The 26,230-nt window shown below is 76.5% G+C and carries 19 protein-coding genes, 1 pseudogene and 1 riboswitch; of the genes and pseudogenes, 9 read left to right on the top strand and 11 right to left on the bottom strand.

All coding sequences use genetic code 11. From position 1 onward, the window contains the following. Window positions 1-691 precede the first annotated feature (691 nt). The 3 genes and pseudogenes from IF83_RS0117770 to IF83_RS0117760 all read right to left on the bottom strand — a co-directional run. A pseudogene (locus IF83_RS0117770) lies at window positions 692-1,739 on the bottom strand (CbiQ family ECF transporter T component); the annotation flags it as partial. Window positions 1,740-2,242: 503 nt separating this feature from the next. Beyond that, window positions 2,243-2,944 carry an SCO2322 family protein gene (locus IF83_RS0117765; protein ID WP_030545206.1) on the bottom strand — a complete coding sequence of 234 codons (702 nt, stop codon included), beginning with the start codon at window positions 2,942-2,944 and terminating at the stop codon, window positions 2,243-2,245. A gap of 68 nt (window positions 2,945-3,012) precedes the next feature. Then, a complete protein-coding gene (locus tag IF83_RS0117760) occupies window positions 3,013-4,284 on the bottom strand; it encodes a prenyltransferase/squalene oxidase repeat-containing protein (RefSeq protein WP_030545204.1) in 1,272 nt (423 codons plus the stop codon). 166 nt (window positions 4,285-4,450) lie between these two features. Then, window positions 4,451-4,611: riboswitch (cobalamin riboswitch) on the bottom strand. 510 nt (window positions 4,612-5,121) lie between these two features. Here IF83_RS0117760 and lanKC point away from each other — a divergent pair. From lanKC to IF83_RS0117740, 4 genes are all read left to right on the top strand, one after another. After that, window positions 5,122-7,842 (top strand): class III lanthionine synthetase LanKC, encoded by a 2,721-nt coding sequence (gene lanKC / locus IF83_RS0117755; protein WP_030545202.1) that lies wholly within the window; start codon window positions 5,122-5,124, stop codon window positions 7,840-7,842. Then, complete coding sequence (locus tag IF83_RS0117750; RefSeq protein WP_030545200.1) at window positions 7,839-7,973, top strand: SapB/AmfS family lanthipeptide; 135 nt, start codon at window positions 7,839-7,841, stop codon at window positions 7,971-7,973. Before lanKC ends, IF83_RS0117750 begins: the two co-directional genes overlap by 4 nt. A gap of 129 nt (window positions 7,974-8,102) precedes the next feature. Then, window positions 8,103-10,523 carry an ABC transporter ATP-binding protein gene (locus IF83_RS0117745; RefSeq protein ID WP_107046796.1) on the top strand — a complete coding sequence of 807 codons (2,421 nt, stop codon included), beginning with the start codon at window positions 8,103-8,105 and terminating at the stop codon, window positions 10,521-10,523. Window positions 10,524-10,783: 260 nt separating this feature from the next. Next, entirely contained in the window at window positions 10,784-12,784 is a 2,001-nt protein-coding gene (locus IF83_RS0117740; RefSeq protein ID WP_037680409.1) for an ATP-binding cassette domain-containing protein, read from the top strand. Between the two features lie 84 nt (window positions 12,785-12,868). On the opposite strand, the gene IF83_RS0117735 is transcribed toward IF83_RS0117740, so the two are convergent. Both IF83_RS0117735 and IF83_RS0117730 read right to left on the bottom strand, forming a co-directional pair. Further along, on the bottom strand, window positions 12,869-13,507 hold the full coding sequence (locus IF83_RS0117735) for a response regulator transcription factor (protein WP_030545192.1): 639 nt from the start codon (window positions 13,505-13,507) through the stop codon (window positions 12,869-12,871). Window positions 13,508-13,673: 166 nt separating this feature from the next. Then, window positions 13,674-14,405, bottom strand: coding sequence for a TetR family transcriptional regulator (locus tag IF83_RS0117730; RefSeq protein ID WP_051722876.1), 732 nt, complete (start codon window positions 14,403-14,405; stop codon window positions 13,674-13,676). 354 nt (window positions 14,406-14,759) lie between these two features. Here IF83_RS0117730 and IF83_RS0117725 point away from each other — a divergent pair, with 354 nt between their 5' ends. The 3 genes from IF83_RS0117725 to IF83_RS0117715 all read left to right on the top strand — a co-directional run bounded on the left by IF83_RS0117725 (window position 14,760) and on the right by IF83_RS0117715 (window position 18,121). Then, window positions 14,760-16,139: a glycosyltransferase family 4 protein gene (locus IF83_RS0117725; RefSeq protein WP_037680354.1), complete on the top strand. Its 1,380-nt coding sequence runs from the start codon at window positions 14,760-14,762 to the stop codon at window positions 16,137-16,139. A gap of 66 nt (window positions 16,140-16,205) precedes the next feature. Next, complete coding sequence (locus IF83_RS0117720; protein ID WP_030545186.1) at window positions 16,206-17,021, top strand: class I SAM-dependent methyltransferase; 816 nt, start codon at window positions 16,206-16,208, stop codon at window positions 17,019-17,021. Beyond that, window positions 17,018-18,121, top strand: a complete 1,104-nt coding sequence (locus IF83_RS0117715) for a glycoside hydrolase family 15 protein (protein ID WP_030545184.1) — start codon at window positions 17,018-17,020, stop codon at window positions 18,119-18,121. The genes IF83_RS0117720 and IF83_RS0117715 overlap by 4 nt, the downstream gene beginning before the upstream one ends. A gap of 205 nt (window positions 18,122-18,326) precedes the next feature. Here the strand turns inward: IF83_RS0117715 and IF83_RS0117710 are convergent, their stop codons facing one another. The 4 genes from IF83_RS0117710 to IF83_RS0117695 form a co-directional block, all read right to left on the bottom strand. Then, window positions 18,327-18,623 carry a hypothetical protein gene (locus tag IF83_RS0117710; RefSeq protein ID WP_030545182.1) on the bottom strand — a complete coding sequence of 99 codons (297 nt, stop codon included), beginning with the start codon at window positions 18,621-18,623 and terminating at the stop codon, window positions 18,327-18,329. 430 nt (window positions 18,624-19,053) lie between these two features. After that, window positions 19,054-19,938, bottom strand: coding sequence for a hypothetical protein (locus IF83_RS0117705; protein ID WP_030545180.1), 885 nt, complete (start codon window positions 19,936-19,938; stop codon window positions 19,054-19,056). Window positions 19,939-20,183: 245 nt separating this feature from the next. Further along, entirely contained in the window at window positions 20,184-21,107 is a 924-nt protein-coding gene (locus IF83_RS0117700) for an N-acetylmuramoyl-L-alanine amidase (protein ID WP_030545178.1), read from the bottom strand. Window positions 21,108-21,130: 23 nt separating this feature from the next. Continuing rightward, a complete protein-coding gene (locus IF83_RS0117695; RefSeq protein WP_030545176.1) occupies window positions 21,131-21,799 on the bottom strand; it encodes a class I SAM-dependent methyltransferase in 669 nt (222 codons plus the stop codon). Window positions 21,800-22,552: 753 nt separating this feature from the next. Between IF83_RS0117695 and IF83_RS0117690 the strand changes: the two genes are divergently transcribed. Then, window positions 22,553-23,293, top strand: a complete 741-nt coding sequence (locus tag IF83_RS0117690) for an SDR family NAD(P)-dependent oxidoreductase (RefSeq protein ID WP_244177111.1) — start codon at window positions 22,553-22,555, stop codon at window positions 23,291-23,293. A 267-nt stretch (window positions 23,294-23,560) separates the two neighbouring features. Next, complete coding sequence (locus tag IF83_RS0117685) at window positions 23,561-23,845, top strand: hypothetical protein (protein WP_030545173.1); 285 nt, start codon at window positions 23,561-23,563, stop codon at window positions 23,843-23,845. A 438-nt stretch (window positions 23,846-24,283) separates the two neighbouring features. On the opposite strand, the gene IF83_RS34110 is transcribed toward IF83_RS0117685, so the two are convergent. Both IF83_RS34110 and IF83_RS34820 read right to left on the bottom strand, forming a co-directional pair. Then, complete coding sequence (locus tag IF83_RS34110; RefSeq protein ID WP_167343598.1) at window positions 24,284-24,445, bottom strand: hypothetical protein; 162 nt, start codon at window positions 24,443-24,445, stop codon at window positions 24,284-24,286. Window positions 24,446-24,608: 163 nt separating this feature from the next. Continuing rightward, entirely contained in the window at window positions 24,609-26,198 is a 1,590-nt protein-coding gene (locus IF83_RS34820) for a hypothetical protein (protein ID WP_051722875.1), read from the bottom strand. Window positions 26,199-26,230: the final 32 nt, after the last annotated feature.

The following is a 26,230-nucleotide window of genomic DNA, read 5'->3' as shown; positions in this document are numbered from 1 at the left end:
GTGGTGGACGCGGCGCTGCGGCGCTCCGCGCGGCGGGACGGGCGGGGGCGGTCCGGCGGGGTGGCGGGCGAGGCGGCCGGACGGTCCGGCCCGCTGGTGCCGCTCCGCGCGGGCCCGGGGCGGCCGGTACGGCGGCCCCGGGCGGGCGGATCGTCTGTCGGGAGACCGGCGGACGTGCCCGGGGCCGGCCGCTCGGCCATGCGGTGCGGCGGCTCTGGCCGCTCCGCCGGGCCTTCGGCCGTCCGCTCCCGGTCCGGGCGGGCCGGGGCGGCGGGAGCCGCGGGGGCGCCGTCGCCCCCGGCGGTGCCGGTGGCGTCGTCCGCGCCGCCGTGCGCGTCGGCGTCACCGCCGCCGGGGCACCGCTGGGTGCCGGGCTCCGGGGTCTCGGCCGGTGCCGTGGCCGGCACCGCCCCGCCGGCCGTCCGGCCGCGGATGGAGCCGCTTCCTGCCGGGCGGAGGCGCCAGGCGGCGACGGCCCTTTCGGGGACGGCGTCCGGGTCCGGGTCCGGGTGGGGAGGGGAGGACGGGGCCGGGAACCGGCTTCTCCGGGCGTCCCGTTCGTATCGGCCGCCGCGTGCGTACCGGCGGTCCCGTTCGACCCGCTCGTCCGCCGGACCGCCGGCTTCCGCCCGCCGCGCGCCGGGGAGCGCCCCGGACCCGTCATCCGCCCCCGTACGGCGGGTGCGGGACGCGGGCGCCGGGGCGGCCACCGCCGGGAGCAGGCCCAGCAGCACTCCGGCCGCGGGCCACAGGGGGAGGGCCGGCGCCGTCAGCGGGACGACCGAGGGGTGCAGGTCCGCCCGGCCGGGGGAGGCGGAGGCGGACCAGATCATCACCGCCGCCACCGCCGCCCCGGACCCGGCGACCAGCCAGGAGCGCACGCCCCAGCGGTCCGGCCGGTAGCGGCTGCGCACCGAGCGGCGGCCGCCCAGCCACAGCCCGCCCAGTGCGGCGAGCAGCCCCAGCAGCAGAACGGGCAGGCCGAAGCCCGCGCCCTCCGCGGCCAGCAGACCGTAGGTGCCGGCGCAGACGCCGAGCAGTCCGCCGAGGGTCAGCGCCGTCGTGGTGTGCCGTACGGCGGCCGGGACCCGCGCCGTGCGGCCGTAACCGCGCGCGTCCATCGCGGCCGCGAGCGCGACGGACCGTTCCAGAGCGCCCTCCAGCACCGGCAGCGCGATCTGGAGGATCGCCTTGACGCCCCGGTCGGCGCGCCCGCGCAGCCGGCGGGCGGCGCGCAGCCGCACCACGTCGGCGACCAGGTTGGGGGCGAAGGTCATGGCGACGACGACGGCCACGCCCGCCTCGTACAGCGCGCCCGGCAGCGACTTGAGAAGCCGCGCCGGGTTCGCCAGCGCGTTCGCCGCGCCCACGCAGGCCAGGAGCACGGCCAGTTTGAGGCCGTCGTAGAAGGCGAAGACGAGCCCCTCGGCGGTGACCCGGCCGCCGATCCGCACCCCGCGCGCCCACTCCGGCAGCGGCACCTCGGGCAGCGTGAAGAGCACCTGGCTGCCGGGGATCGGCGAGCCGAGGAGGACCGAGAAGACCAGCCGGATGCCGATCACCAGCAGGCCGAGCTTGAGGAACGCGCTGTAACTGCGCGCCCAGGGCGCGTCGGTGCGCCGGGCAGCCACGACGTAGCCGGCGACGGTGGCCAGCAGGGCGAGCAGCAGCGGGTTGGTGGTCCGGGACGCGGCGGTGGCCAGGCCGAGGGCCCACAGCCACCAGGCCCCGGCGTGCAGGGCGTTGCCGCGCGTCGCCTCCGGCGCCCGGGACGCGAGACGGCTCCGGAACCGCCGTACCGTGGACGGTCCCGCGCCCCGGCCCGTGCCCGCGGCTCGGGTTGTGCCCGCGACTCGGGCTGCGCTGGCGTTCGGGCTCGCGGCTCCGGCCGTGCCTGCGGCTCGGGCTGTGCCCGCGACTTGGGCTGTGTCCGTTCCCGGGGCCGCGCCCGTCTCCGGGGCCGCGCCCGTCTCCGGGCCCGCGCCCGCGTTCGAGCCCGCGTCCGTCTCCGGGCCTGTGTCTTCGCCCGGCTCCGGGTCCGGGCTCGGGCTCCGGTGCGGGCTCGAGGTTGTGCCCTCGCGCGGATCTCTGCCTTTGCCCGGGGCGGACTCCCGCTCCGGCCGGCGCCGTGCGGCGGGTGCGGCGGCGGCCGGAGCCGGGCGTGCCGGAGCGGCACCGCGGTCCGCTGCCGGCCGGGTGCTGCCGAGGGGGCCGGGACGGGGCGTCCCGGGGGTGCCGGTGCTCATCCGCGGCGTCGGCGGGCCTGCCAGACGGCGCCCGCGGCGAGGACGGCGACGACGGCGGCACCCGCGTAGAGGCCGGTGGACGAGCCGCCGGCCTCGTCCACCGGTGCGTCACCGGCCCGGTCGCCGCCCGCACGGTCGTCACCGGCACGGTCGGAACCGCTCTCACCGGACGACTCCCCGCCGCCCGTCCCGGCGCCCGCGTCGCCGGACACCTGTTCGCCGCAGCCGCGCTCCGGGTAGCCGGCGATCGCGCACAGCAGCGCGGAGGTGTTGTAGCGGAGCGGCTTGGCCACGGCGGCCAGGGCCTCGCCGCTGGTCGCGTCCTCGGGAAGGGAAGCGCACTCCGTGCGGGGCTCCGGGGGCCGTTCGCCGTCCGGCGCGTCCCCGGCGGTGCCGAAGTCCAGCAGCAGGGCGACCCGCTTGCGGCCGTCCTCGGCGGGGGTGCCGGCGCAGATGGCGTCGAAGTCGGCCCTGCCGCGCGGCTTCGCGGCGTCCTGGCTGTCGGCGCTCACGGAGAAGCGGAAGCCCTCGACGTCGCCGTCGGCGGGCCGGGCGGTCGCCGGCCCCTCGGTGGCGTAGCTCCAACTGCCGCCGTCCCGCTGCCAGAAGGACCAGTAGCGGTACCCCTCGGCCTGCGCGGGCCCCGCGCCGAGCGCGGTGACGGCGACGGCGAGCGGCAGGACGGCCGCCCCGCGCACCCCGAGGCGCGCGACCGGGCGCCGTCGGACGCCGGCCCGGCGTCCGGCGGCGCCTCGCGGTCGCCCGTTCACGACCGCTTCCTCCGGGCACCGGCCAGCAGCAGGGCGGCGCCGGCGACGAGACCCGCGAGCACGCCCGCGCCCAGGACCCACCAGAGGACGGAGACGTCGCCGGATCCGGCCTTCTCCCCCTCCTCGCCGGCGTCCGCGCCGGCCGCCTTCACCGACTCCGGCTCCGGTCCGGTGGCGTTGAGCTGCTTCACCAGGTCGGTGCCGCCGAAGGAGCGCGGGTCGCCGCCCGTGGCGTGCGCGGCGAGGACGAGCGTGCCCAGACCGGCCGGGTTGTCCGCGGCCCACTCGGCGGAGTTCTTCTCCAGCCAGGCCAGCGGCGCCTCGGCCGCCTCCGGGTGGCCGGCCGCCGCCAGGGCGATCACGGCCTCGGCGGTGTTGGAGTGGTCCGGCACCGGCTTGTCGGCGCCGGGCGCGACGGAGGTGAGGTGCCCGTCCTTCTCCAGCAGTCCGGTGAGGTACGCGGCGGCGCCGGACGCGGCCTCCTCCGGCGTGCGGTCGGCGTCCGCGCCGGAGCCGCATTCCAGCGGCTCGGGTGCGCCGCCGCCCTTGCCGTCCCCGGCGGCCGGGTCGACCAGGAGGCCCTTGCCGTGGCCGGCCAGGACACCGGCCACCGTGGCGTCGGCGTTGGCGGCGAGGGCGCCCTTCTTGTCCGGCTGGTAGGCGTAGGCGCCGCGGTCACCGGCGTCGGCGTCGCAGCCGAGCTGCAGCTCGGCCAGCGCGTCGTACGGGGACTTGCCGCCCGCCCGGGCCGCCTCCGGCTTCTCGCCGGCCGCGGCCAGCGCGCCGGCGACCACGGAGGTGGAGTTGGTGTCGCTGGGGCTCCCGGGCAGGTAACCCCAGCCGCCGTCCTCGTTCTGCACGGACTTGAGCCAGCCGACGGCCTTCCGGACCTCGCCGGTGTGCCCGCCGAGAGCCGCGAGCGCCTGTACGGCGATGGCGGTGGCGTTGCTGTCCACCGGTGTCTTGGCGTCGCACCCGGCCGAGGCGTCCGCGCGGTACGCGGCGAACGCGCCGGAGTCGCACTGCTGTCCCGTCAGCCAGTCCACGGCCTCCGCGGACGGGGTGACACCCGCGGTGTCCTGGGCGAGCAGGGCTATGGACTGCCGCCACACACCGTCGTAGGTGGGGTCCTTGTCGCCGTGGAGCCCGGCCGGGAGCTTCGCGGCGGAGGGAGAGGGCGCGGCGGTGCCGGCCGAGGCGGCGGGTGCGGCGAGCGCACCCAGCACGGCGGACGCGGCGAGGGCCGCGGCGGTGCGGCGTACGTTCATGGTTCGGTGCCTTCCGTAGGTGGTTCTCGCGGTGGGGGGCAGCCGGGCACGGCCGACCCCGGACGCGCGGACCGCACGCGGAGGGCACACCGGGCTCGTCTTCCGTATACCTCGACGGTGCCGTCCGGGGAGCGGGCGCCTCGGAGGGCGACGCACCGGCGGACGGGAGCCTGTTCGCGCCCGGACAGGTGCTCCGGCTTGTACGGCCGCGCGGGGCGCGGGTTGTACTCACGGTTGCGGGTCAGCGCCGGATTCGCACCGGTCTTCCCCTGTCAGGGCACGGATGAAGTTGTCGGGAGACACCATAACCGGCCGGTAGAAGATCATCGAACGGGCGTCCGCCCATCCCGCCGGAGTGCGCCCCGAGACTCTCCCCGGCATGAGTTCCGAAGGCTCCGGAGGTGCCCGGGAGTCCGCGGAGCGCGGGTGATCCGCGAAAGGTGTGCCCGGTGCGGGAAACCGCGTGCCCGGTGTGCTGTTCGCCACCGGATGTCCGGAGACGCCCGGCGTGCCGCTCCGGGCCGGGCATCACCCCGGGGCGGGAGGCGATACGTGCCGGTCCTCCCACGGAGCCCCGCCGCCGCCCCCGCGGCCCGTATCCGCGACGCCTCCGGGGCGGCACCGGCCGTGAGCGGGCAGGCCGGGACACATGGAGGCAGGGCGGGACATCCGGGCCGGCGAGATATCCCCGTTCGACACCATTCGAACTGCCCTAACTTACTCATGCGTTCCGCACACCAGGGTCGTGACAGCTGTGACTGTTCCCGCCGGCGCCCCCGGTGACAGTCTCGAAGCACACCGAGAGGCCCGCACCACCGGACGGGATGAAGGAGCGTCATGGACCTGGGGTACGCCGTGTACTGCGACGCGGACCGCACGTTCTACGACGCCCCGCACCGTCTCTCCGCCGGCGCCGGGGACACCCCCGGAGCGCCCGGCGCGCTCTACGAGCACGCTCGCCGCGAGGCCCCCGAGGGCTGGCAGCGGCACAGCAACGGCGACTGGCTGGCCTTCCGCCCGCTCGACACCGCGCTGCCCGCCCAGGGCTGGAAGATCCACGTCTCGGCCACGCTCGACAACGCCGAGAAGATCCTCACCCGGGTCTGGGACTACTGCGTGCCGCGGTCGGTGGCCTTCAAGTTCATCCCGGGCCGGCACCTCCTCCGCGCCCGCAACGCCAAGTACGCGGACCGCGGCGCCAGCGGCAAGTTCATCACCGTCTACCCGGAGAACGACGAGCAGTTCGCGGTCATCGCCCGCGAGCTCGGCGAACTCCTCGACGGGGAGCCCGGCCCGTACATCCTCAGCGATCTGCGCTGGGGCGCCGGCCCGGTCCACGTGCGCTACGGCAGCTTCACCGAACGGCACTGCTACGACGACCAGGGCGTCCTGCGCCCCGCCGTGGCCGACGCCGAGGGGAGGCTCGTACCCGACCGCCGGGACCCGGCCTTCCACATACCCGACTGGGTGGAGCCGCCGGCCTGCCTCACCCCGCACATCGAGGCCCGCACGGCCACCCGGACCACCGGCATCCCCTACCGCATCGAGAAGGCGCTGCACTTCTCCAACGGCGGCGGCGTCTACGCCGGGACGGACACCCGCACCGGTGAGAAGGTCGTCCTCAAGGAGGCCCGGCCGCACGCCGGCCTCGCGGCCGACGGAGCCGACGCCGTGGCCCGGCTGGAGCGCGAACGCGCCGCCCTGGAACGCCTGTCGGGGCTGCCGTACACCCCGGAGGTGCGCGACTCCTTCGTCCTCGGCGACCACCACTTCATGGTGCTGGAGTTCCTGGAGGGCAAGCCGCTCAACACCTTCTTCGCCCGCCGGCACCCGCTCATCGAGCCCGCCCCCTCACCGGAGGCGCTCGCCGAGTACACGGACTGGGCGATACGGATGCACGGCATGGTCACCGAGGCCGTCGAGGCGGTCCACGCCCGCGGCGTCGTCTTCAACGACCTGCATCTGTTCAACATCATGGTCTCCGAGGACGAATCCTCCGTCGCCCTCCTCGACTTCGAGGCCGCCGCGCACATCGACGAGGGCCGCCGCCAGGTCGTCGCCAACCCCGGTTTCGTCGCCCCCGCGGGACACCGCGGCTTCGACGTCGACCGCTATGCGCTCGCCTGTCTGCGCATCGCCCTCTTCCTTCCGCTCACGAGCCTCTTCGCCGTCGACCGGAACAAGGCCGCGCACCTCGCGGAGATCGCCGCCCAGGAGTTCCCGGTGGCCCGCGAGTTCCTCGACGAGGCGGTGGCCGAGATCCTCCGCGACCCCGCGGCGGAACCGGCGGCCGGCGCGGACGGCAGCGCCCCGGCGGCCCGCGCCCCGTACCTGCCCGTCGAGCCCGCGGACTGGCCCCGCAGCCGGGACTCCATGGCCCGCGCCATCCTCGCCTCGGCCACCCCGGACCGCCACGACCGCTTCTTCCCGGGCGACATCGCCCAGTTCCGGGCCGGCGGCGGCCTCTGCTACGGCTACGGCGCGGCCGGTGTGCTGCACGCCCTCGCCGAGACCGGCGGCGGACGGCACCCGGAGGCGGAGGAGTGGCTGCTGCGCCGCACCGAACGGCCCGCCCCCGGCACCCCGCTCGGCTTCTACGACGGCATCGCCGGCATCGCCTGGACCCTGGACCGCCTCGGCCACCGCGAACGCGCCCTGGAACTCGCCGGGCGCGCCCTCGCCGAGGACTGGTCCGGCATGGCGCCCGACCTGCACAGCGGACTCGCCGGCATCGCCCTCGCCCTGGATTCCCTGGGCGCGAGCACGGGCGAGATCGCCCTGGAGGACGCGGCCGCGCGCTGCACCGCGATCGTCGCGGACCGCTTCGCCCGCTCCGACGGAACCGAGGCCGCCACCGGCGGCGGAACCGGACGGACCGGCGGCGGAGTGCCGCGCGCCGGACTCCTCCACGGCGGCGCCGGCCAGGCCCTGCTCTTCATCCGCCGCTACGAGCGCACCGGGGACCCCGCGCTGCTGGACCTGGCGGCGCAGGCCCTGCGCCGCGACCTCGCCCGCTGCGTCGAGGGGGCCGGGGGAGCGCTCCAGGTCGACGAGGGCAAGCGCACCATGCCCTACCTCGGCGCCGGCAGCGTCGGCATCGGCATGGTCCTCGACGACTACCTGGCCCACCGCCACGACGAGGACTTCGACCGGGCGCGCGGCGGGATCGTGCAGGCCGCCCAGGGCAAGTTCTACGCCCAGCCCGGGCTGTTCCGGGGCGCGGCCGGCATGGTCCTGTACCTGGCCCGCACCACGGCCGGCGGCCCCGGCACGGACGAGAGCGCCCTGCGCCGCCAGATCACCTCCCTCACCTGGGGCGCCGTCCCCTTCCGCGGGGAACTCGCCTTCCCCGGGGAGCAGATGATGCGTCTCTCCATGGACCTCAGCACAGGCACCGCCGGGTGCCTGCTCGCCCTGGGCAGCGCGCTGCACGGCTCCCCCGTGCACCTGCCCTTCCTCCCGCCGCCCACCGGGCGGCCCCACGAGCCGGTCTCCGCCGGAGGCCGTACCCGAGAAAATCCCGTCCCCACGGACATCAAGGAAAGGACACTGTCATGACCCTTCTCGACCTGCAGACCCTGGAGACCCCCGCCGAGGAGATCACCGGTGAGCTGGCGACGGGCGGCGGCTCCCGCGCCTCCCTGCTGCTCTGCGGCGACAGCTCCCTGAGCGTCACCACCTGCAACTGATCCGGGCCTCCTAGGAGGCAGATGGATCTGCGCGGCCCCGGACGGCGACACTCCGCCCGGGGCCGCGCGCCCACCGTACGCGCCGCCTTCGTCCGCGCGTCAGCGCCAGGAGGGGAGAGACCGCAGCCCATGGCCACCGAGCCGGCCGGCACCGGCCCCTCCTCCGCGGAAGTTCCCGACGCCGGGGCCCGTGGCCCCGAAGCCCCCGGCCCCCGGGCAGGACGTGAGAAGCCCCGGCGCTCCGGCGCCCGCTCCACCGGTTCACCGGCCGCCGCTCCGGGGAGCGACGGGGCCGCAGGCGGGGACGATCGCGGTGAGCCGGCCCGTACCGGTGAGGCCCGTACCCAAGAGCCCCGTGGCGGGGCAACCCCCGGTGAGCGGCCCCCGGCCGGAGGAGTCCGCGGCGGCCGGGCCCGGACCGCCGGGTCACCGCGGGACGAAGCCCGCACCGTTCCGCCCGGCGCGGGCACCGCCGGCACCCCGGCCGCCGCCGGGACGTCCGCCGCCGGTGCCGCCGGGCAGCCCCGTGCCGCAGAGGCCGCCGGACAGCCCTCCGCTCCCCGCGCCCGCCGGCTGCTGGCCGGCGCCGCGCGCCGCAGCACCGGCCGGGCCGTACTGATCCTCCTGGCCACCACGGCCTCCGCCGCCGCGACCATCGCCCTGCCCGCCGTGCTCGGCCACACCCTCGACCTGCTCCTGGACCGGCGGGACGGCGCCCGGACGTGGGTGGCGCTCTGCGGCGTGCTGCTCGCGGCCGAGGTGCTGCTCGACGCGCTCACCGCCCACGCCACCGGCGTCACCAACGCCCGTTCCACCGCCTGGCTGCGCAACCTCGGCACCGTCCACCTCCTCTCCGTCGGCCCGCGCCGCGCCGCCCGCTTCGCCCCGGGCGACGTCGTGACCCGGCTGACGGGCAACGCCGCCGAGGCGGGCACGGTGCCCGCCACCGCGGCCGCCTCCGCGGCCTCGGTGCTCACGCCGGTGGGCGGCATCGTCGCCCTCGTCCTCGTCGACGCCTGGACCGCCGCGGTGTTCCTCGCCGGGGTGCCCGTCCTGCTCCTGCTGCTGCGCGTCTTCGTGCGCAGCTCTTCCGACAGCGTGACGCGCTACCAGCGCGTCCAGGGAGACATCGCGGCCCGGCTGATGGAGGCGCTCGGGGGCGCGCGGACCGTCGCGGCCGCCGGTACCGCCCGCCGCGAGCGGGACCGGGTGCTCGCGCCCCTCCCCGAACTCGACGCCCAGGGGCGCCGGATGTGGCAGGTGTACGGCCGCGCCGTCACCCAGGGCGGCATCCTGGTGCCGCTGCTGACCACCGCCGTCCTGGCCGTCGGCGGGGTACGGCTGGCCGCCGGGCACCTCAGCGTCGGCGAACTCCTGGCCGCCGCCCGCTACGCGGGCCTCGCCGCCGGGATCGGGGGCGTCGTCGGGCAGCTCAACGCCCTGGTGCGGGGCCGGGCGGCCGCCCGCCGCACCGCCGAACTGCTGTCCGCGCCACGTGTGCGCCACGGCACTCGCCGGCTGCCGCCCGGCGGGCCCGGCCGGCTCGAACTGCGCGGCGTCGCCGTCGTACGGGGCGGCGCCCGGGTGCTGGACGGCGTCGACCTCACCGTCCCCGGCGGTGTCACGGCCGCCGTCGTCGGGCGGTCCGGCGCCGGCAAGTCGGTGCTGGCCGCCGTCGCGGGCCGGCTGGAGGACCCGGACGACGGCGAGGTCCTGCTCGACGGCGTACCGCTGCCCGAACTCGACCGGACGGAGCTGCGTCGCGAGGTCGGCTACGCCTTCGAACGCCCCGCGCTGTTCGGCGGGACGGTGGGCGCGGCCATCGCCTTCGGCACCGGCGACCCCCCGGAGGAGTCCGTGCGGGCCGCCGCCCGCACCGCGCGCGCCGACTCCTTCATCCGGCTGCTGCCCGCCGGATACGGCACCCCGCTCGCCGACGCGCCGCTCTCCGGCGGCGAGCTGCAACGCCTCGGCCTGGCACGGGCGTTCGCCCACGCCGGCCGGCTGCTGGTGCTGGACGACGCCACCTCCAGCCTGGACAGCGTCACCGAGCTGGAGGTGGGACGCGCGCTGACCCGCGACGTCCGGGCCGGCACCCGTCTGCTCATCGCCCACCGGGTGTCCTCGGCGGCCCGCGCCGACCTGGTGGTCTGGCTGGAGAACGGCCGGGTCCGCGCCGTGGGCCCGCACGAGACCCTGTGGGAACGCCCCGCGTACCGCGCGGTCTTCGCCGACCCGGAGGACGTGCCGGACCCGGCCGGCACGGCGGCGACCGGCATCGCCTCCCACCCCCCGGGCATCCCCGGAGGGCTCGCACCGGAAGCCGCGGACGGTCCGGAGCGAACCGGCGAAGCCGGCGCGACGGTACGGACGGCCGTGCGGGACTCCGTCACCGGCCGGCCGGAGAAGGGCGCTCCGTCCGCGTCCGCCGTGCCCGGCGCACCGCGGGGCAACGGCCTGGAGCGCACGCCCGGGGGCCCCGGGGCACACGCCGGTGGACCGTCCGTCTCCCGCGCTGCCGGCCGGGACCGGACGGGAGGCACCCCGTGACCCGGCCCGGGCGGACGGAGGACACCGCGCCGGAACGGTGGGCCGTACCCGGCCCGGAGGCCGGACGGCGGGGCCAACCGGCGGTGGAGCGGGACACCGCTGCCCCACACCCCGTCGCGGGAGGGGACGGCGCGGGACCGGACCGGGCCGGAGAAGGCCGCGCCGGGACGGGCCGCGCCGGGACGGACCGTGCCGGAACGGGCCGGGCCCGCGAGGACGGGACCGGTGAGGACCGGGCCGGGCGGGGGGCGCTGCGGCGGATCCTGCCGCAGGCGCGCCGGTTCCTGGCGGCGCGGCTCCGCGTCCTGGCCGCGCTCGGCGGCTGGTCGCTGCTGGAGTCGGCGCACACCTTCCTCGGCGGCTACAGCGTGGCGCAGGCCCTGGACCGGGGCTTCCTCGCCGGGGACACCCGCACCGGCCTGCTCTGGCTGGCCGTGGCCGCCGCGGCCGTCGTCGTCGGCGGCTTCGCCAACCAGGGGGTGTTCCGCGGTCTGGCCGGTCTCGTCGAACCCCTGCGCGACGGACTGCTGCGCCGGGTGGTGTCGGCCTCCCTGCGCGAGGCGGTCGCCGATCCGGCGCGGGCCGACAGCGCGGTCGTCTCCCGGATCACGCATCAGACGGAGACCGCCCGGGACAGTTTCGCGGGGCTCGTGCTGGTCGCCCGCTCTTTCCTGTTCACCGCCGCCGGAGCCCTGCTCGGGCTGGCTTCCCTCGCCCCGCTGCTGCTGCTCGTCGTCGGGCCGCCGCTGCTGCTGGGCCTGGCGCTGTTCCTCGGCACGCTGATCCCGATGGCCGCCCGGCAGCGCGACTACCTCCGCGCGGACGAGGCGCTCGCCGAGGAGTACGGGGCGGTCGCCGGGGGCGTCCGGGACATCGTGGCCTGCGGCGCCGAGGACCGTACGGCCGCGCGCGCGGCGCGGCTCGCCGAGGCCGAGGTGGGCGCCGCGCGGTCGCTCGCCCGGTGGGCCGCGGCGCGCACCCTGTCGCTCGGCGTGGCCGGGCAGTTGCCCGTCCTGCTGCTGGTCGTCGCCACGCCCTGGCTGCTCGACCGGGGCGTCACGGCCGGTGAACTGCTGGGCGCGCTGACCTACTTGACGCAGTCGCTGCTGCCCGCGCTGCACACCCTGATGACGGCGCTGGGCGCCGCGGGCACCCGGCTGCTGGTGATCCTGGACCGGCTCACCGGCGGCCACGAACCCTCACGTGACGCGGGGGAGCCGGGCGCGACGGTCGCGGTGCCGGGTCCGGACCCGTTCGCGACGGCGCCCTCCGCAGCGGCCGGCGCAGCGGACGGCGCGACGGCCCGTGCGGGGAGCCGGGAGCCCGCCGGACAGCCGGGACACCCCGGGCCGGCCGCGCCGGCGGCAGGATCCGCCGTGCCCTCCGGGCCTGCTGGTTTCTCCGGGTCCGCCGGAGCCGATTCCGGCCCGGGCGGGAGCCCGGACCCGGGCCCGCTCACCGCGGAAACCGTCGGCGCGGCGGCCCCCGCGGCCGCCCCGGGCGATCCCGGGCTCGCGGCCCTGGTTCCGGGTGCGGGCGCCCCGGCCGTCGAACTCCGCTCGGTCACCTTCGCCTACGGCGCCGGCGCGCACCCCGTGCTGCGCGATCTCGACCTCACCGTCATGGCGGGGGAGTGCCTGGCCGTGGTCGGGCCCAGCGGCATCGGCAAGTCCACCCTGACCGGCCTGGTCGCCGGGCTGCTGACCCCGGACCGGGGTGAGGTCCGGGTGCTCGGCCGCCCCGCCGGCTCGTGGTCGGCCGGTGAGCCGGCGCGGCTGCGGGTCCTCATCCCCCAGCAGGCGTACGTCTTCACCGGCACCCTGCGGGAGAATCTGCTCTACCTCTGCCCGGACGGCGCCCCGCCGGAGGCGGTGGCGGCCTCGGCGGAGGCGGTGGGCCTCGGCCCGCTGGCGGACCGGCTCGGCGGCCTCGACGCGGTCGTCGACCCCTCCGTACTGTCGCAGGGCGAGCGGCAGTTGATCGCCCTGGCCCGGGCCCATCTGTCGCCCGCCCCGGTGGTGCTGCTGGATGAGGCCACCTGCCACCTGGACCCGGTGGCGGAGGAACGGGCCGAGCGCGCCTTCGCGGAACGGCCCGGCACGGTGATCACGGTCGCGCACCGGATCAGCTCGGCCCGCCGCGCCGACCGCGTCCTGGTGATGGACGGTGTCCACGCGGTCTGCGGCAGCCACGACGAGGTGCTGGACCGCTCCGGCCTCTACCGCGACCTCGTGGGCCACTGGCAGACCGCGCGCGTCTGACCTCCGTCCCGCCGCCGCGGTTCACGCCCCTGCCCGCCGCCCGGTCCCGGAGGACAGGCGGCGGGCAGGGGCGGGGAACAGATATCAGACCCAGCCGGCGCTCTGCGATATGCGCACGGCGTCGATGCGGTTTCTCGCGCCGGTCTTGCGGATCACCGAGGCCATGTAGTTGCGCACGGTCCCGTTGCACAGATGGAGACTCTTGGCGATCTCGGCGATCGGCGCGCCCTCGGCGGCCAGGGACAGCACGCTCAACTCCCGTGCCGTCAGCGGCATCTCGGCCGCCTGCATGAAGCCGAAAGCGAGCGATTCGTCCACGAATCGCTCGCCCTTGGAGACCTTCCGGATGGCGTCCAGTAATCGCTGCGGGGTCGCGTTCTTGCTGACGTACCCGAGGGCGCTGGCGTCGAAGGCGCGGCGGAGCGCGCCGGGCCGTCCCGCGGTCACCAGGGCGAGCAGCGCGCTGCCGCGGCCGGAACCTCCGGCCCTTCCGGCTCCCCGGGCCTCTGCCTCCCGTTCGGCGGCTTCCAGCACGGTGGTGACCGAGTCCGAGGCCGGGTTGTCCGCGTCGACCACGCAGACGTCCGGACGGGTGGCTCGCGCCCGTGCCGGGAACTTGTCCCAAGTCGCCGCCGTGACCTCCAAATCCTGTTCCCTCCCCAGCAGTGCGGCCAGCGCCGACCGCAGAAGCCCGATGTCGTGCACCAGAAGTACCCGGATCACTTGCCCGTCCCCTCCAGACTCGTGTGCACCGGTGGTCTCCGATGTATCCGTCGGAACATCTGAATAGTTGATGCGTCCAAGAGCGCGTTCCCACAACCGGCGCGAGGGAACGGCCGTTACGTGACTTGGCATACGGAGTTGCTCTACGCCCCGTGCTGTACTCGAATCAGCGGGCGCGTTCCGGAGCTCTTCCGGGGCTTCGCGCGCCCCCTGCGCACGCCTCTTCCGCGCCTGCCCCCTCCGCGCCCGCCCGGGCCTCCGCGGGTGGCCCCCCGGGCGCCCCCGCCTCCCCCGGGGCCGTGAGGTCGATGAGCCGGCAGGCGGTCTCGATGTCGGTGCGCACCCGCTCCGTCGAGGAGCGGCCGGCCAGCCAGGCCACGAGCGTGGCGTGCCAGGTGTGTTCGATGACGCGGACCGCCGAGAGCCGCTCGGGACCGGGGTCGCCGGTCTGCCCCACGGCGTCCAGGATGATCCTGGTGGTCAGCCGGGACACGGCCGCCACCTCCTCGCTCACCGACCGGTCGGCGAAGGTCAGCGCCCGCACCATCGCGTCGGCCAGCAGCGGTTCGCGCCGCATCGCGCGGAAGGCGCGCAGCACCGTCTCGGCGACCCGGGCCGAGGGCGCCTCCGCCGTCACGGGCCGGCGCGCCGGTGTCTCGTGGAGCCGCTGGAGCTGGTCCCGCAGGGTGGCGACCAGCAGGTGGATCTTGGACGGGAAGTAGCGGTAGAGGGTACCGAGGGCGACCCCGGAGCTCTCCGCCACCTCGCGCATCTGTACGGCGTCGAAACCGCCCCGGCTCGCGAGTTCGGCACTCGCACGCAGGATCGACAGGCGGCGGGCTTCCTGACGCTCCGTCAGGCGAGACGGGGAGAGCTGTGACGCTGATTCCGTGGTCATATGTCCCGATCTGTGACGTCCGTGGCGTGCGCCGGCATCCGCAGGGGCACCTCACCGTGCCCGAGTGCTCACAGCGGGCGCAAGCTCAGGCCATGAGTGGCGGGCGCGGAAAAGCCCGGCGGCGCGCCGACCGTGGTGCGAATCACCCGGCCCGGATCTGCGGTACGTGCTACCTGCCGGTAGATTCAAAGCTTCCCTCCGGGGCGGACGACCACGCGGGGCCCATGGGTGACCGGGCGGACAGCCGGCGGGCGGACGGACGGGTGGCCGGGTGGCCGCCCATTCTGAAACTTGTTCTACATTGGCGCGAGCCGTTACGCTCCGGCAGAACTGAAGCGAGAAGGGGCCCGAAGAGTGACCGCTGAGGCCGCACCGGCAGCCGCATCGAGCCCCTCCGCCGGGACCACCGGCCCCCTCGCGGCCGACGGCGGACGCCCGCTGCGCATCGCCCTCCTCACCTACAAGGGCAATCCGTTCTGCGGCGGCCAGGGCGTCTACGTCCGGCACCTGTCCCGCGAACTCGCCGCGCTCGGCCACACCGTCGAGGTCATCGGCTCCCAGCCCTACCCGGTCCTCGACGAGACCGCCGGCCCCGGCCGGGTGAGCCTCACCGAGCTGCCCAGTCTCGACCTCTACCGGCAGCCCGACCCGTTCCGCACCCCGAAGCCCGGCGAGTACCGGGACTGGATCGACGCCCTGGAAGTGGCCACCATGTGGACCGGCGGCTTCCCCGAACCGCTCACCTTCAGCCTCCGCGCCCGCCGTCACCTCGCCGCCCGCCGCGGCGAGTTCGACGTCATCCACGACAACCAGACCCTCGGCTACGGCCTGCTCGGCGGTCCCGCCCGGCTCGGCGCCCCGCTCGTCACCACCGTCCACCACCCCATCACCGTGGACCGCCGGCTCGACCTCGACGCCGCCACCGGCCTCTGGCGCCGCGCCTCCGTCCGCCGCTGGTACGGCTTCACCCGCATGCAGAAGCGCGTCGCCCGCCGGCTGCCGTCCGTGCTGACCGTCTCCGGCAGCTCCCGCGACGAGATCACCGAGCACCTCGGCGTGCCCGCCGACCGCGTCCACGTCGTCCACATCGGCGCCGACACCGAGCTGTTCTCCCCGGACCCCGCCGTCCCCGAGATCCCCGGCCGGATCGTCACCACCTCCAGCGCCGACGTCCCCCTCAAGGGCCTGGTCCACCTCGTCGAGGCGCTCGCCAAGCTCCGCACCGAGCACCCCGGCGCCCATCTCGTCGTCGTCGGCAAGCGCGCCGAGGACGGGCCCGTCGCCGCCGCCATCGAACGCTACGGCCTCACCGACGCCGTCGAGTTCGTCAAGGGCATCAGCGACGCCGAACTCGCCGACCTCGTGCGCGGCGCCCAGATCGCCTGCGTGCCCTCCCTCTACGAGGGCTTCTCGCTGCCCGCCGCCGAGGCCATGGCCACCGGCACCCCGCTCGTCGCCACCACCGGCGGGGCCATCCCCGAGGTCGCGGGCGAGGACGGCGAGACCTGCCTCGCCGTACCGCCGGGCGACGCGGGTGCCCTCGCCGCCGCGCTCGGCCGGCTCCTCGACCCCCACGACGGCCCCGCGCTGCGCCGCCGCCTCGGCCACGCCGGCCGGGAACGCGTGCTCTCCCGCTTCACCTGGGCCCGCGCCGCTCGCGGCACCGCCGAGCACTACCGGCGGGCCGTGGAGCGGCAGGGCGCCGCCCTCCCGGCCGGAGCCGCCGCCCCGTAACCGCCCCCCACCGGCCGCCCGCGCGGCCGGCCGGACGCACCCCCGACCGAAAGAGGCAGACCCCGAGTGCTGACCGTCGACTTTTCCCGGTTTCCGCTGGCCGCGGGCGACCGCGTGCTCGATCTGGGCTGCGGCGCCGGCCGGCACGCCTTCGAGTGCTACCGGCGGGGCGCGCACGTCGTGGCGCTCGACCGCAACGCCGAGGAGATCCGGGAGGTCGCCACCTGGTTCGCCGCCATGAAGGAGGCGGGCGAGGCCCCGGCCGGCGCCACCGCCACCGCCATGGAGGGCGACGCGCTGGCGCTGCCCTTCCCCGACGACAGCTTCGACGTCGTCATCATCTCCGAGGTGATGGAACACATCCCCGACGACAAGGGCGTCCTCGCCGAGATGGTCCGCGTCCTGAGGCCCGGCGGCCGGATCGCCGTGACCGTGCCCCGCTACGGGCCGGAGAAGGTCTGCTGGGCGCTCTCCGACGCCTACCACGAGGTCGAGGGCGGCCACATCCGCATCTACCGCGCCGAGGAACTGATCCGCAAGATCCGCGAGGCCGGGCTGCGCCCGTACGGCAGCCACCACGCGCACGGGCTGCACTCGCCCTACTGGTGGCTGAAGTGCGCCTTCGGCGTCGACAACGACAAGGCGCTGCCGGTCCGCGCGTACCACAAGCTGCTGGTCTGGGACATCATGAAGAAACCCCTGCTCACCCGGGTCGCCGAACGCGCGCTCGACCCGCTGATCGGCAAGAGCTTCGTCGTCTACGCCACCAAGCCGCAGCTGCCGGCCACCGGCCTCGACGACACGGCCGCAGGCCCCGACGACACGGCCGCCGGCACCCCGGCCACCGGGACCGCCGAAGGAACCGGCGAGGGCCGGGCGTGACCAGCCCCGGCCGCACCGAACGCCTGGTCCTGCCCGGGGTCCTCACGGCCGAGCAGGCCGCCGCCACCGTGGCGGGCATCCTCGCCCACCAGCGCGAGGACGGCGCCATCCCGTGGTTCCGCGGCCACCACCTCGACCCCTGGGACCACGTCGAGGCCGCCATGGCCCTGGACGCCGCCGGCGAGCACGAGCACGCCGAGGCCGCCTACCGCTGGCTGGCCGAACACCAACTCCCGGACGGCTCCTGGTACGCGGCCTACGCCGACGGCGACCCGGCGGCACCCACCGACCGCGGCCGGGAGTCCAACTTCGTCGCCTACGTGGCGGTGGGCGTCTGGCACCACTACCTCTCCACCGGCGACGACACCTTCCTCGACCGGATGTGGCCCACCGTCTACGCCGCCGTCGAGTTCGTCCTCGCCCTCCAGCAGCCCGGCGGGCAGATCGGCTGGAAGCGCGAGGCCCCCGAACCGGACGGCACCCCCGGGGAGGCCGTCGCCGACGCGCTGCTCACCGGCTGCTCCTCCATCCACCAGGCGCTGCGCTGCGCCCTGGCCATCGCCGAGCAGCGCGAGGACCCGCAGCCCGACTGGGAGCTGGCGACCGGGCTGCTCGGCCACGCCATCCGGCACCACCCGGAGCGCTTCCTGGACAAGTCCCGCTACTCGATGGACTGGTACTACCCGATCCTCGGCGGGGCGCTGACCGGCACGGCGGCCAAGGAACGCATCGAGGAGGGCTGGGACGACTTCGTGGTCCCCGGCCTCGGCGTCCGCTGCGTGCTGCCGAACCCGTGGGTCACCGGCGGCGAGAGCGCCGAACTGGCGCTCGCCCTCTGGGCCATGGGGGAGTCGGACCGCGCCGTGGACATCCTCCGCTGGATCGGTCATCTCCGTGACGACGACGGCATGTACTGGACGGGCTACGTCTTCGAGGACGGCGCCTTCTGGCCGGAGGAGCAAACCACCTGGACGGCCGGCTCGGTGCTGCTGGCCGTCGCCGCCCTCGGGGGCGACGAGGCCACGACGGCGGTCTTCGGCGGCGAACGGCTGCCGGCCGGGCTGGAACCGGACTGCTGCCGGGCCGCGAGCGGTTCCTGAGGCGGGAGCGCTCCTGAGGCGGGAGCGGCGCCGGTCCGGCATCCGGCCGGCATCCGGCCGGGAACCCCGGTCGCGGCGGGGTCCCCGGCCGGACGGCGAGGGGCGCGGGGCACGGGCCGGGAAGGGGCCGGCCGTACCCGGCTGTCCCGTACGCGGCCGTTCCGTACCCGGCGGTTGGTGCCCGGCTGCCGGTGCCCGGCGGGGGTCAGGCCCCGCGCGGCATACGGGCCGCCAGGGCGTGCCCGATGGCGAGGTACACCACCGCCGGCAGGCCGTAGTTCAGCACCACGCGCAGCCAGTCGAGATCCATCGTGAACAGGTCGCGGGACCATCCGGCCAGCCAGTGGGCCGCGTTCTGCACGAAGTTCACCAGGTCGTTCGCCCGGTTCGCGTCGAGCAGATACATGATGATCCACAGGACCAGGATTCCCGCGGCCACATTAGCCACCAGCCGGATCGCCGCGGCCGCGGTACTGCCGCCTGAACGTCGGTAAGGGCTCATGCACCGCGTCTTGCCCCGTTCATGCCGGCGAAACCACCGGGGCCGCGAGCCCGTACGGCACGGGCGGATCCGTCAAGTCCGGTACCGGGCGGAACGGCTCGTGGAGTTCACGGGGCCCGCCGGGTCCGCGGGGCTGCTGGGTTGACCGGTCTGCCCGGTCACCGAGCGAGCTGAGTCCGCCGGTTTCACCGGGTCCGCCGGGTCCACTGGTGCGGGCGGGTCCGTCACCACCGGACGGGCCCGCCCGAAACCTCCGGACCGCGCCCGGCCGGACGGTACCCCGGTGCGTGGGAAGACGCGCAGCGCCAACGGAGGCGGCCCCCGCCCTCCCGGACATCCCGGAGACGGGATGGGACAGGAGAGCGGGGGCCGTGGAATCCGCCGTGCCCGGCTCCGGAGACACCGCCGGGCGGCGCCGCGCGGTGCCGGATCAGCCGCGCTGGATGCCGGAGGTGTCCTGCAGGACGCCGCGCCGGCCGTCCTGGGTCTGCGCGATGAGCGCCTGACCGCGCTGCTCGACCGCCAGGTACCAGGTGCCGGGCGCCAGTTCGGCGATCGGCGCCGGGGAGCCGTCCTCCGCGTACAGCGGGCGGGCCACCGGCACCGCGAACCAGAACGGGGAGAAGTCCGCGCCGCCCTGCGACTGCGGGCCGGCCTGCTGGCCGCCCTGCGGACCGGGCGCGGGAGCACCCGCGTGCGGCTGGCCGCCGTACGACGGCTGCTGCCCGCCGGGGCCGGGCTGCCCCGCCGGGCCCGGGTAGCCGTAGCCCTGCGGCTGCTGCTGGCCGCCCGGGTAGCCGTAGCCGCCCTGGCCCGGGGCGCCCGGTCCGGCCCCGTACGGGGTGGGCGCCTGCGGCTTCGGGGCGCCCAGCAGGGACGCCTGGAGGGCGGGCACCCGGCTCGGCAGCAGGGCGCCGGCGGCCAGGGCGAGCCCGCCGAGCAGCGCGAGGATCGCGCCGAGGCCGACGCTCACGCCGTCCGGCGTCACGATGAGGCCCCAGACGGAGTTCCACGCGGCGGCCAGCGCCAGCCCGGTGCCCCACTCGCCGAGGCTCAGCCCGAGGACCTTGCGGCCCTGCGGCTGGAAACGGCCCGCGATCAGCAACCCGGTCGCGATCAGGCCGAGCAGGAAGACGGCCGGCAGGACCAGCAGGAGCGTGTCGACGTCCCAGGCATTGGGCAGATCCTTCTTCGCCTGGTCGCAGAACTCGCCTTCGCAGTCCACGGAGTAGTAATTCAGGAACGAGGCGATGAACAGCAACACCGCTGCTCCGATCACCACGCCGTCGCCTCGAGTGAGGGAGCGGATGTTCACGTAAGGTCCTTCGTCGTCTCGTGAGTGTGGTTGCTGCCGCCGGTACGCGGGTGGCCTGGCGCGGGGGTGGCCCCCATCGTACGGACGGACAAAACGCCCTGTGGTACCGGGTGTGACAGCGGGTCACCATGACGTCCGCTTCCCCCGTCTTCCCCCGCTTTCCCCGTTTCCTCCCCCGTTTCCCCGTCCGGCCCGGCCCTCCCCCCTTCTCCAGGGCGGCCGGGGAGGGCCATGGGCGGTGCCGTTCACGTCGTCAGGAAGGACTCCACGCCGTCCGCGATCCCCCGGGCCGCGCGCCCGCGCCACCGTGCGCTGGTGAACTGCGCGGCGTCGCGCGCGTTCCGCATGTTGCCGCACTCGACGAACACCTTGGGGACCGTGGAGAGGTTGAGCCCGCCGAGGTCGGAGCGTACATCCAAGCCGCTGCCGCCGCCGAGGTAATCCGCGGGCCGGAAACCTGTCTCCCGGGCGTAGGCGCCGGCGACGCGCTCGCCCAGCTCGCGGGAGGGCTTGGTGATCGCCGCGGTGTCCGCCCGGCCCTCCCGGACCCGGCCCGGGAGGATCACATGGAAGCCCCGGGCGCCGGCCGGGGCGCCGTCCGCGTGGACGGAGACGACGGCGTCGGCGCGCGCCTCGTTGCCGATCTCGGCCCGCTCGTCGATACAGGGCCCGTACGGGCGGTCGCCGTCCTGGGTCAGCACCACCTCGGCGCCGCGCTGTTCGAGCAGGGTGCGCATCCTGCGCGCGACGTCAAGGGTGAACTCGGCCTCCGCATAACCGGATTCGGTGGCCGTGCCGGTGGTGTCGCACTCCTTGCGGTGGGTGCCGATGTCGACGGTCCGGGCGATCTCCCGGGTGTGCTCGCGGTTGCCGGGATTGTGCCCGGGGTCGATGACCACGACCTTCCCGGCCAGCGGCCCGTCCCGGTCACCGTCCCCGCTTCCCGAGGGCGCCGGGACCCCCGGGGCGGGCTGCTCCGCGGACGGCGCCGGGGTGACCCCGCCGCGCGGCTCCGAGGGCGGGCCGCTCCCGGGGCCGTCCCCGCCCGGACCGCCGGCCGGCTGCCAGAGCAGCCAGCCGGCCACCGCGGCGGGCACCAGCACGGACAGCCCGGTCAGCGCACGGCGGCGGGCCCGGCGGGGCCGTGCGGAAGTGTTGCCGTTCGACACGTCGGCGATGCTAGCGGCGCGGGTCAGCCCTCCGTGCCCGTACGGCGCAGCACGTGCAGGGAGCGGGTGGCGGACAGCTCGGTGAAGTCCCCGGAGTCCAGGGCGCGGCGGTAGATCCGGTACGGGGCCTGGCCGCCGTCCGCCGGGTCGGCGAAGACGTCGTGGATGAGCAGCAGCCCGCCGGGCGCCAGATGCGGGGTCCAGCCCTCGTAGTCGGCGGTCGCGTGCTCGTCGGTGTGGCCCCCGTCGATGAAGACCAGGCCGAGCGGCCGGCCCCAGACCCGCGCCACCTGCGGCGAGCGGCCGACGACCGCGACGACGTGATCCTCCAGCCCGGCCGCGTGCAGGGTGCGGCGGAAGGCGGGAAGGGTGTCCATCCGGCCCACCTCAGGGTCCACCAGGGTCGCGTCGTGGTACTCCCAGCCGGGCTGCTGCTCCTCGGAGCCGCGGTGGTGGTCCACGGTGACGGCGACCGTGCCGGCGTCCCGGGCGGCGGCGGCCAGCAGGATCGTGGACCGGCCGCAGTAGGTGCCGACCTCCAGCAGCGGCAGCCCGAGCGCGGCCGCCTCCACGGCGGCGGCGTAGAGGGCGAGGCCCTCGTCGGCGGGCATGAAGCCCTTCGCCGCCTCGAACGCGGCCAGGACCTCCGCGTCGGGCCGGGCGGTCGTCGCCTGCTGGGGCTGGGGGGCCATGGCTGTCCTCACTGTTTCGGGCGGAGCTGTCCGGAGGGTCCGTCCGTGCGGCGGTGGCGGTACGGGCCCGCGCGGCCCGGGTTTGCCGCCCCGGGCGGGGCCGGCCTTCCGGCGTCCGCGCCGACGGGCGGAGCCGGCGGAGAACCCCATGCTGCCCGATGACCTGCGCGGGGAGACGAGCGGGGGCGGCGTAGGAGGAGGAAGCGCGACGGCAGGCCCTGCCGACGGCATCCGCCGGCGGTTCGGGGCGCACTCCGGCCCTGCGAGGGCACCGCTCCCGCCGTGTCCGGACCGGGCACGGGCCGGAAGCGGCAGACCTCCGGTACGGCCGTGCCGGGCAGCGGCGTGTCACACCTGCGGCGGGGCGGTCCGGTCCGGAGGGCCGGGACGGTGCCGGTCCGGGCCGGGCCGCTCGTAGGGTGGGACCCGCCCGGCGGTCGGACCCGGACCGCTGAAGCGGTGCCGGTTGCGCGGCCCGCCGGGGGAACGCGAGACGTGAGGAAGTGGTACGCCGTGGCTGCCGCCAACCAGCCGTCCGGGAACTCCCGTCCCGGCGTGGAGCCCGCCCCGGAACCCGCCATGGGCCGGGGGAGGACCGGTGCCGCGGCGGCGGCGTCCGACCGGAGCCCGGGGGCAGTACCCGGCGCCGCCGGTGCGGCGCCCGCCTCCGGGGACGGGCCCGCGGCCCCGGCCGCGGCAGCCGTTGCCGCCGCCCCGGCCGCCGTGCCGCCGTTCCCGTCCCGAGGGCGGCGAGTGCTGGTGACGGGGGCCTCGCGCGGACTGGGGCGGGCGCTCGCCCGGGCGTTCGCGGCGAACGGCGACCGCGTCGCGGTGCACTACGGGACACGGCGCGCGGAGGCGGAGCGGACCCTCGCCGCCCTCGACGGCGACGGCCACGCCCTGCTGGGCGCCGACCTCGCCGACCCCGGAGCGGCGGCCGGACTGGCCGACGCCGCCCGTGAGGCGCTGGGCGGTCTCGACGTCCTCGTCAACAACGCGGCCGTCAACACCCCGCACCCGCCCGCCTCCACCGGCTTCGCCGCCTGGGCGGAGGCGTGGCGCCGCCACGTGGACGTCAACCTGCTCGCCACCGCCCACGTCTCCCACAGCGCCGCGCGATGGATGATCGAGCAGGGCACGGGCGGCCGCATCGTCAACATCGGCTCCCGGGGCGCCTTCCGCGGCGAACCCGACCATCCGGCGTACGGGGCGACGAAGGCCGCGGTGCACGCGCTCGGCCAGTCCCTGGCGGTCGCCCTGGCCCCGTACGGCATCGCGGTCGCCTCGGTCGCCCCCGGCTTCATCGGCACGGAACGGGTCGCGCACCGGCTGACCGGCCCGGAGGGCGAGGCGATCCGGTCCCAGAGCCCGTACGGCCGCGTCGCGGACCCGGACGAGATCGCGGCGGCGGTGCGCTGGCTCGCCTCACCGGAGGCGGAGTGGAGCTCGGGCACGGTGCTGGACCTCAACGGGGCCTCGTACCTGCGGACCTGAGAAACCGGGCGGGCCGGGGAGGCGCGCGGTGGCCGGCGCGGTGAACCCACGGGCGGGGGCGGCTCCTGGCGGCCGGAGCCGGCGGGTTCGCGGCCCGCACGCCGGCGCGGAAGACGGTCTCGACAACCCGCGCGGTGGACGGCCCGGGGGCGCGCCGGCCGACAGGGCGCCCGGAGCGCGGCGGAAACCTCCCGCCCGGTGAGAACCGGCCCCCGCCGTGCCGGCGTCTCCCCTCGCGACCGCCCCCCCACGCACGGGAGAAACATCGTGAGCGACAAGGAAGCAGAGCGGACCGACGAGCGGGTCCACCCCGTTTCGCCCTGGTGGGCGGGGATGGGGACGTGGGGAGCCGTCGCCCTGATCGTCTTCGGGGGCGTCGCCGCGGCGTGGGTCTTTCTCCGGCTGCCCGGCACCTCGGAGGAGGTGACGCAGGGCTACTACCAGGCCGCGAGGGTCGTCGCCGTCGGTTCGGTGATCGCGGGCTGCGCCCTGCTGGGCCGCCGTCGCGCCCGGGCCGGGGCCGAGGAGACCGGCGAGCGGGAACGCGCCTGACGCCGGGGGCCGTCAGCCGCCGGTCCGGCCCTCGGTCCGGCCACCGGCCTCGCAGCCGGATGACGGACGGACGCGGGCGGCGGTGGGCGGTGGACGGTGGACGGTGCCGCGAGGGACGGGCGGTGCCACGGAGGGCGGGCGCTGCGTGTGTCTCCCGCCCCGGCGCGTCGCGGTATCCCGGGCCGCCGTCCCTCCTCGCGGGCGGAGCTTCCTTCCGCGCGGGAGCCGGCGTGGCCGGCGGGGGGTCCCGGTGCGGCCGGCCGTTGCGGAAGTCGCTCGGAGGCCCCATCGGAAAGGCTGTACGGAGCCCTCACGGGCCGGACCGGTGGCGCCCGCGCCCGCGCTCTCCGGGTCCGGACGCGGCTGTGGCCGCCGGGGTCGGCCGGCGGCCACAGACGTACCGTTTCTGCTTCTTCTGCTTCTGCCCGGCGGGGCGGGTCAGGCGTCGCGCTCCGGTGACGGACGGCGGTGCCTGCCGCGGGCGGGAGCGGTGGCGTCCTCGGACGCGGCCGGCCCCCGGTGCTTCCCCGGGCCGGAAGACATCTGGACGGTCCCCGTGCGCGGGCGGGCCGCGATGGTCTCGGTCTGTGTTTCGGACATGTCGGTGCTTCACCCCGTTGACTGACTGCTTGCTGTGTCCGGGGTCCGCGGCCCGCGACCACGGCATGCGGCACCCGCCGGCCATGCCAAGTCCCCTGCGGCGCACCGGTCGTGGACGGGCGCCGACCCCCGCCGGGAGTCTATCGCCGAGGCTCTCCGGCGCTCATCCGGAGGTGCCGGGACACGCCGTGGGCATCTCCCGGAGGGGAACCGGTCCGGGGCCGGGCCGAGTCGCCCTGCGGAACAGCCCAACGGGCGTTGCGCGCACCGCTGTTGAAGAGCCGCCGAGGTGCTGTTCGCCGGCTGCGCCGAGCGGTGGCGCGGGCTCCCCCGCCGGTGCGCCGTCCGCTCCGGCCGGTGTTCCGGCCGGCGGTGTGGCGAGTGGCGAGGACGGTGGTGCGGCCGGTGGTGCGGCCGGTGGTGCGGCCGGTGGTGCGGTGCCCGCTCCCGGCAGTGCCTCCGCAGCCCTTGCCGCCGCCGCCCGGAGGTCTCTCCTGGGGATCATCCGGAACGCCATCCTGGGCAGCCGCGCCGGGCGGAGGAGCGGTGCGGTGGCGGGCAGGGGCACCCGGGCCAGACCGCAGGGCACGTCCGCCGTCGCGTACGGGAGCCGGAGTTCGCCGTCCGCCGTCCACAGCCCGGTGCCCGGCAGCCAGCCCTCCGGCGCCGTGAGCAGCCGCAACCGGCCCTCGGCCGGCCGCCACACGCCCACCCGGGGGCCGTCCGGACCGTCGATCCGCAGGGCCACCCCGCACTGTTCGGGCAGCAGCACCTGGCCGGGCTGCACCGCGAAGGGGACCGGTCCCGGCCAGGCCGCCACGGCTTCTCCGCCGCCGCTCCCGGTGCGGCCCTCCCCGGCGTTCCCGCCGCCCGTGCCGCTCGCACCGTCCGTGCCGCTCGCACCGTCCGCGCCGCCCATGCCGCTTTCACCGCCGACGCCGTCCGCATCGGTCCGGCCGGGGCGGACCGGCCCGCCGGCCCCGTACAGCAGCGCGCCGGGGAAGCGCGCCGGGCGGGCGCTGCCGAGCACGCCCCAGCCCAGCCGCTCCCGGCCCGGCGCGTTCGACCGCAGCAGCAGCAGACCGCTGTCCGGGTCGGCGAGCAGCAGCCGGTCGTCGCTGTCCTCCGTGATCCGGAGCAGCGGGCTCGTCTCGCCGCCGCGCCCCACCTGGACGCTGATCGTCTTCGTGCGGCCGTCTACCGTCCGGTCCAGGGCCAGCAGGTGACCTCCGCGGTCGAGCCAGGCGCCGCCCGAGCAGTGCCCGGGGATCTCGGTGACGCGCTCCGGCCCGTCGGAGCAGCCGTGGACGCGCCACAGCTCCGTGGTCCGCTCGCCGGGCGCCAGCGCGTAGACGGTGACGCCGTCCGGCGCGGGCGGGAGCAGCCGCAGCCGCTCGCGGCCGACGAAGCCGGCGGGCTGCTCACCCGTGCCGGGGCCGGCCGGGTAGAGCAGCGCCAGCGCGTGCCGGCCCTCAAGGCGGCGGCGGATCAGCACCCGCCCGTCCGCGAGCGGCAGTACCTCGCTGTCCGGTGCCTCCGGGCGGGCGCCGGGCAGCCGCACGGCATAGGGCTCGGGGCCGTTCAGGGTCCACCGCTCGGTGAGCAGGCCGCCGTCGGGGCCGGGCCGCAGCCGCGCGGCGTACGAGCCGTCCGCGGCGATGGTGAGCGCCGGGGCCCCCGCCGGAGCGGGGGCCGGGGGTCTTGCCGGTGCCGTGTCGTCGTCCACGGCGGTCTCCAGGACACAAGCCGTCATATTCGGTCACCTCCGGCTACCGATACTGGGTT

Source organism: Streptomyces albus subsp. albus (genome assembly GCF_000719865.1).
Taxonomy (GTDB): Bacteria; Actinomycetota; Actinomycetes; order Streptomycetales; family Streptomycetaceae; genus Streptomyces; species Streptomyces albus_E.
This window is presented reverse-complemented; position numbering and strand designations above follow the sequence as displayed.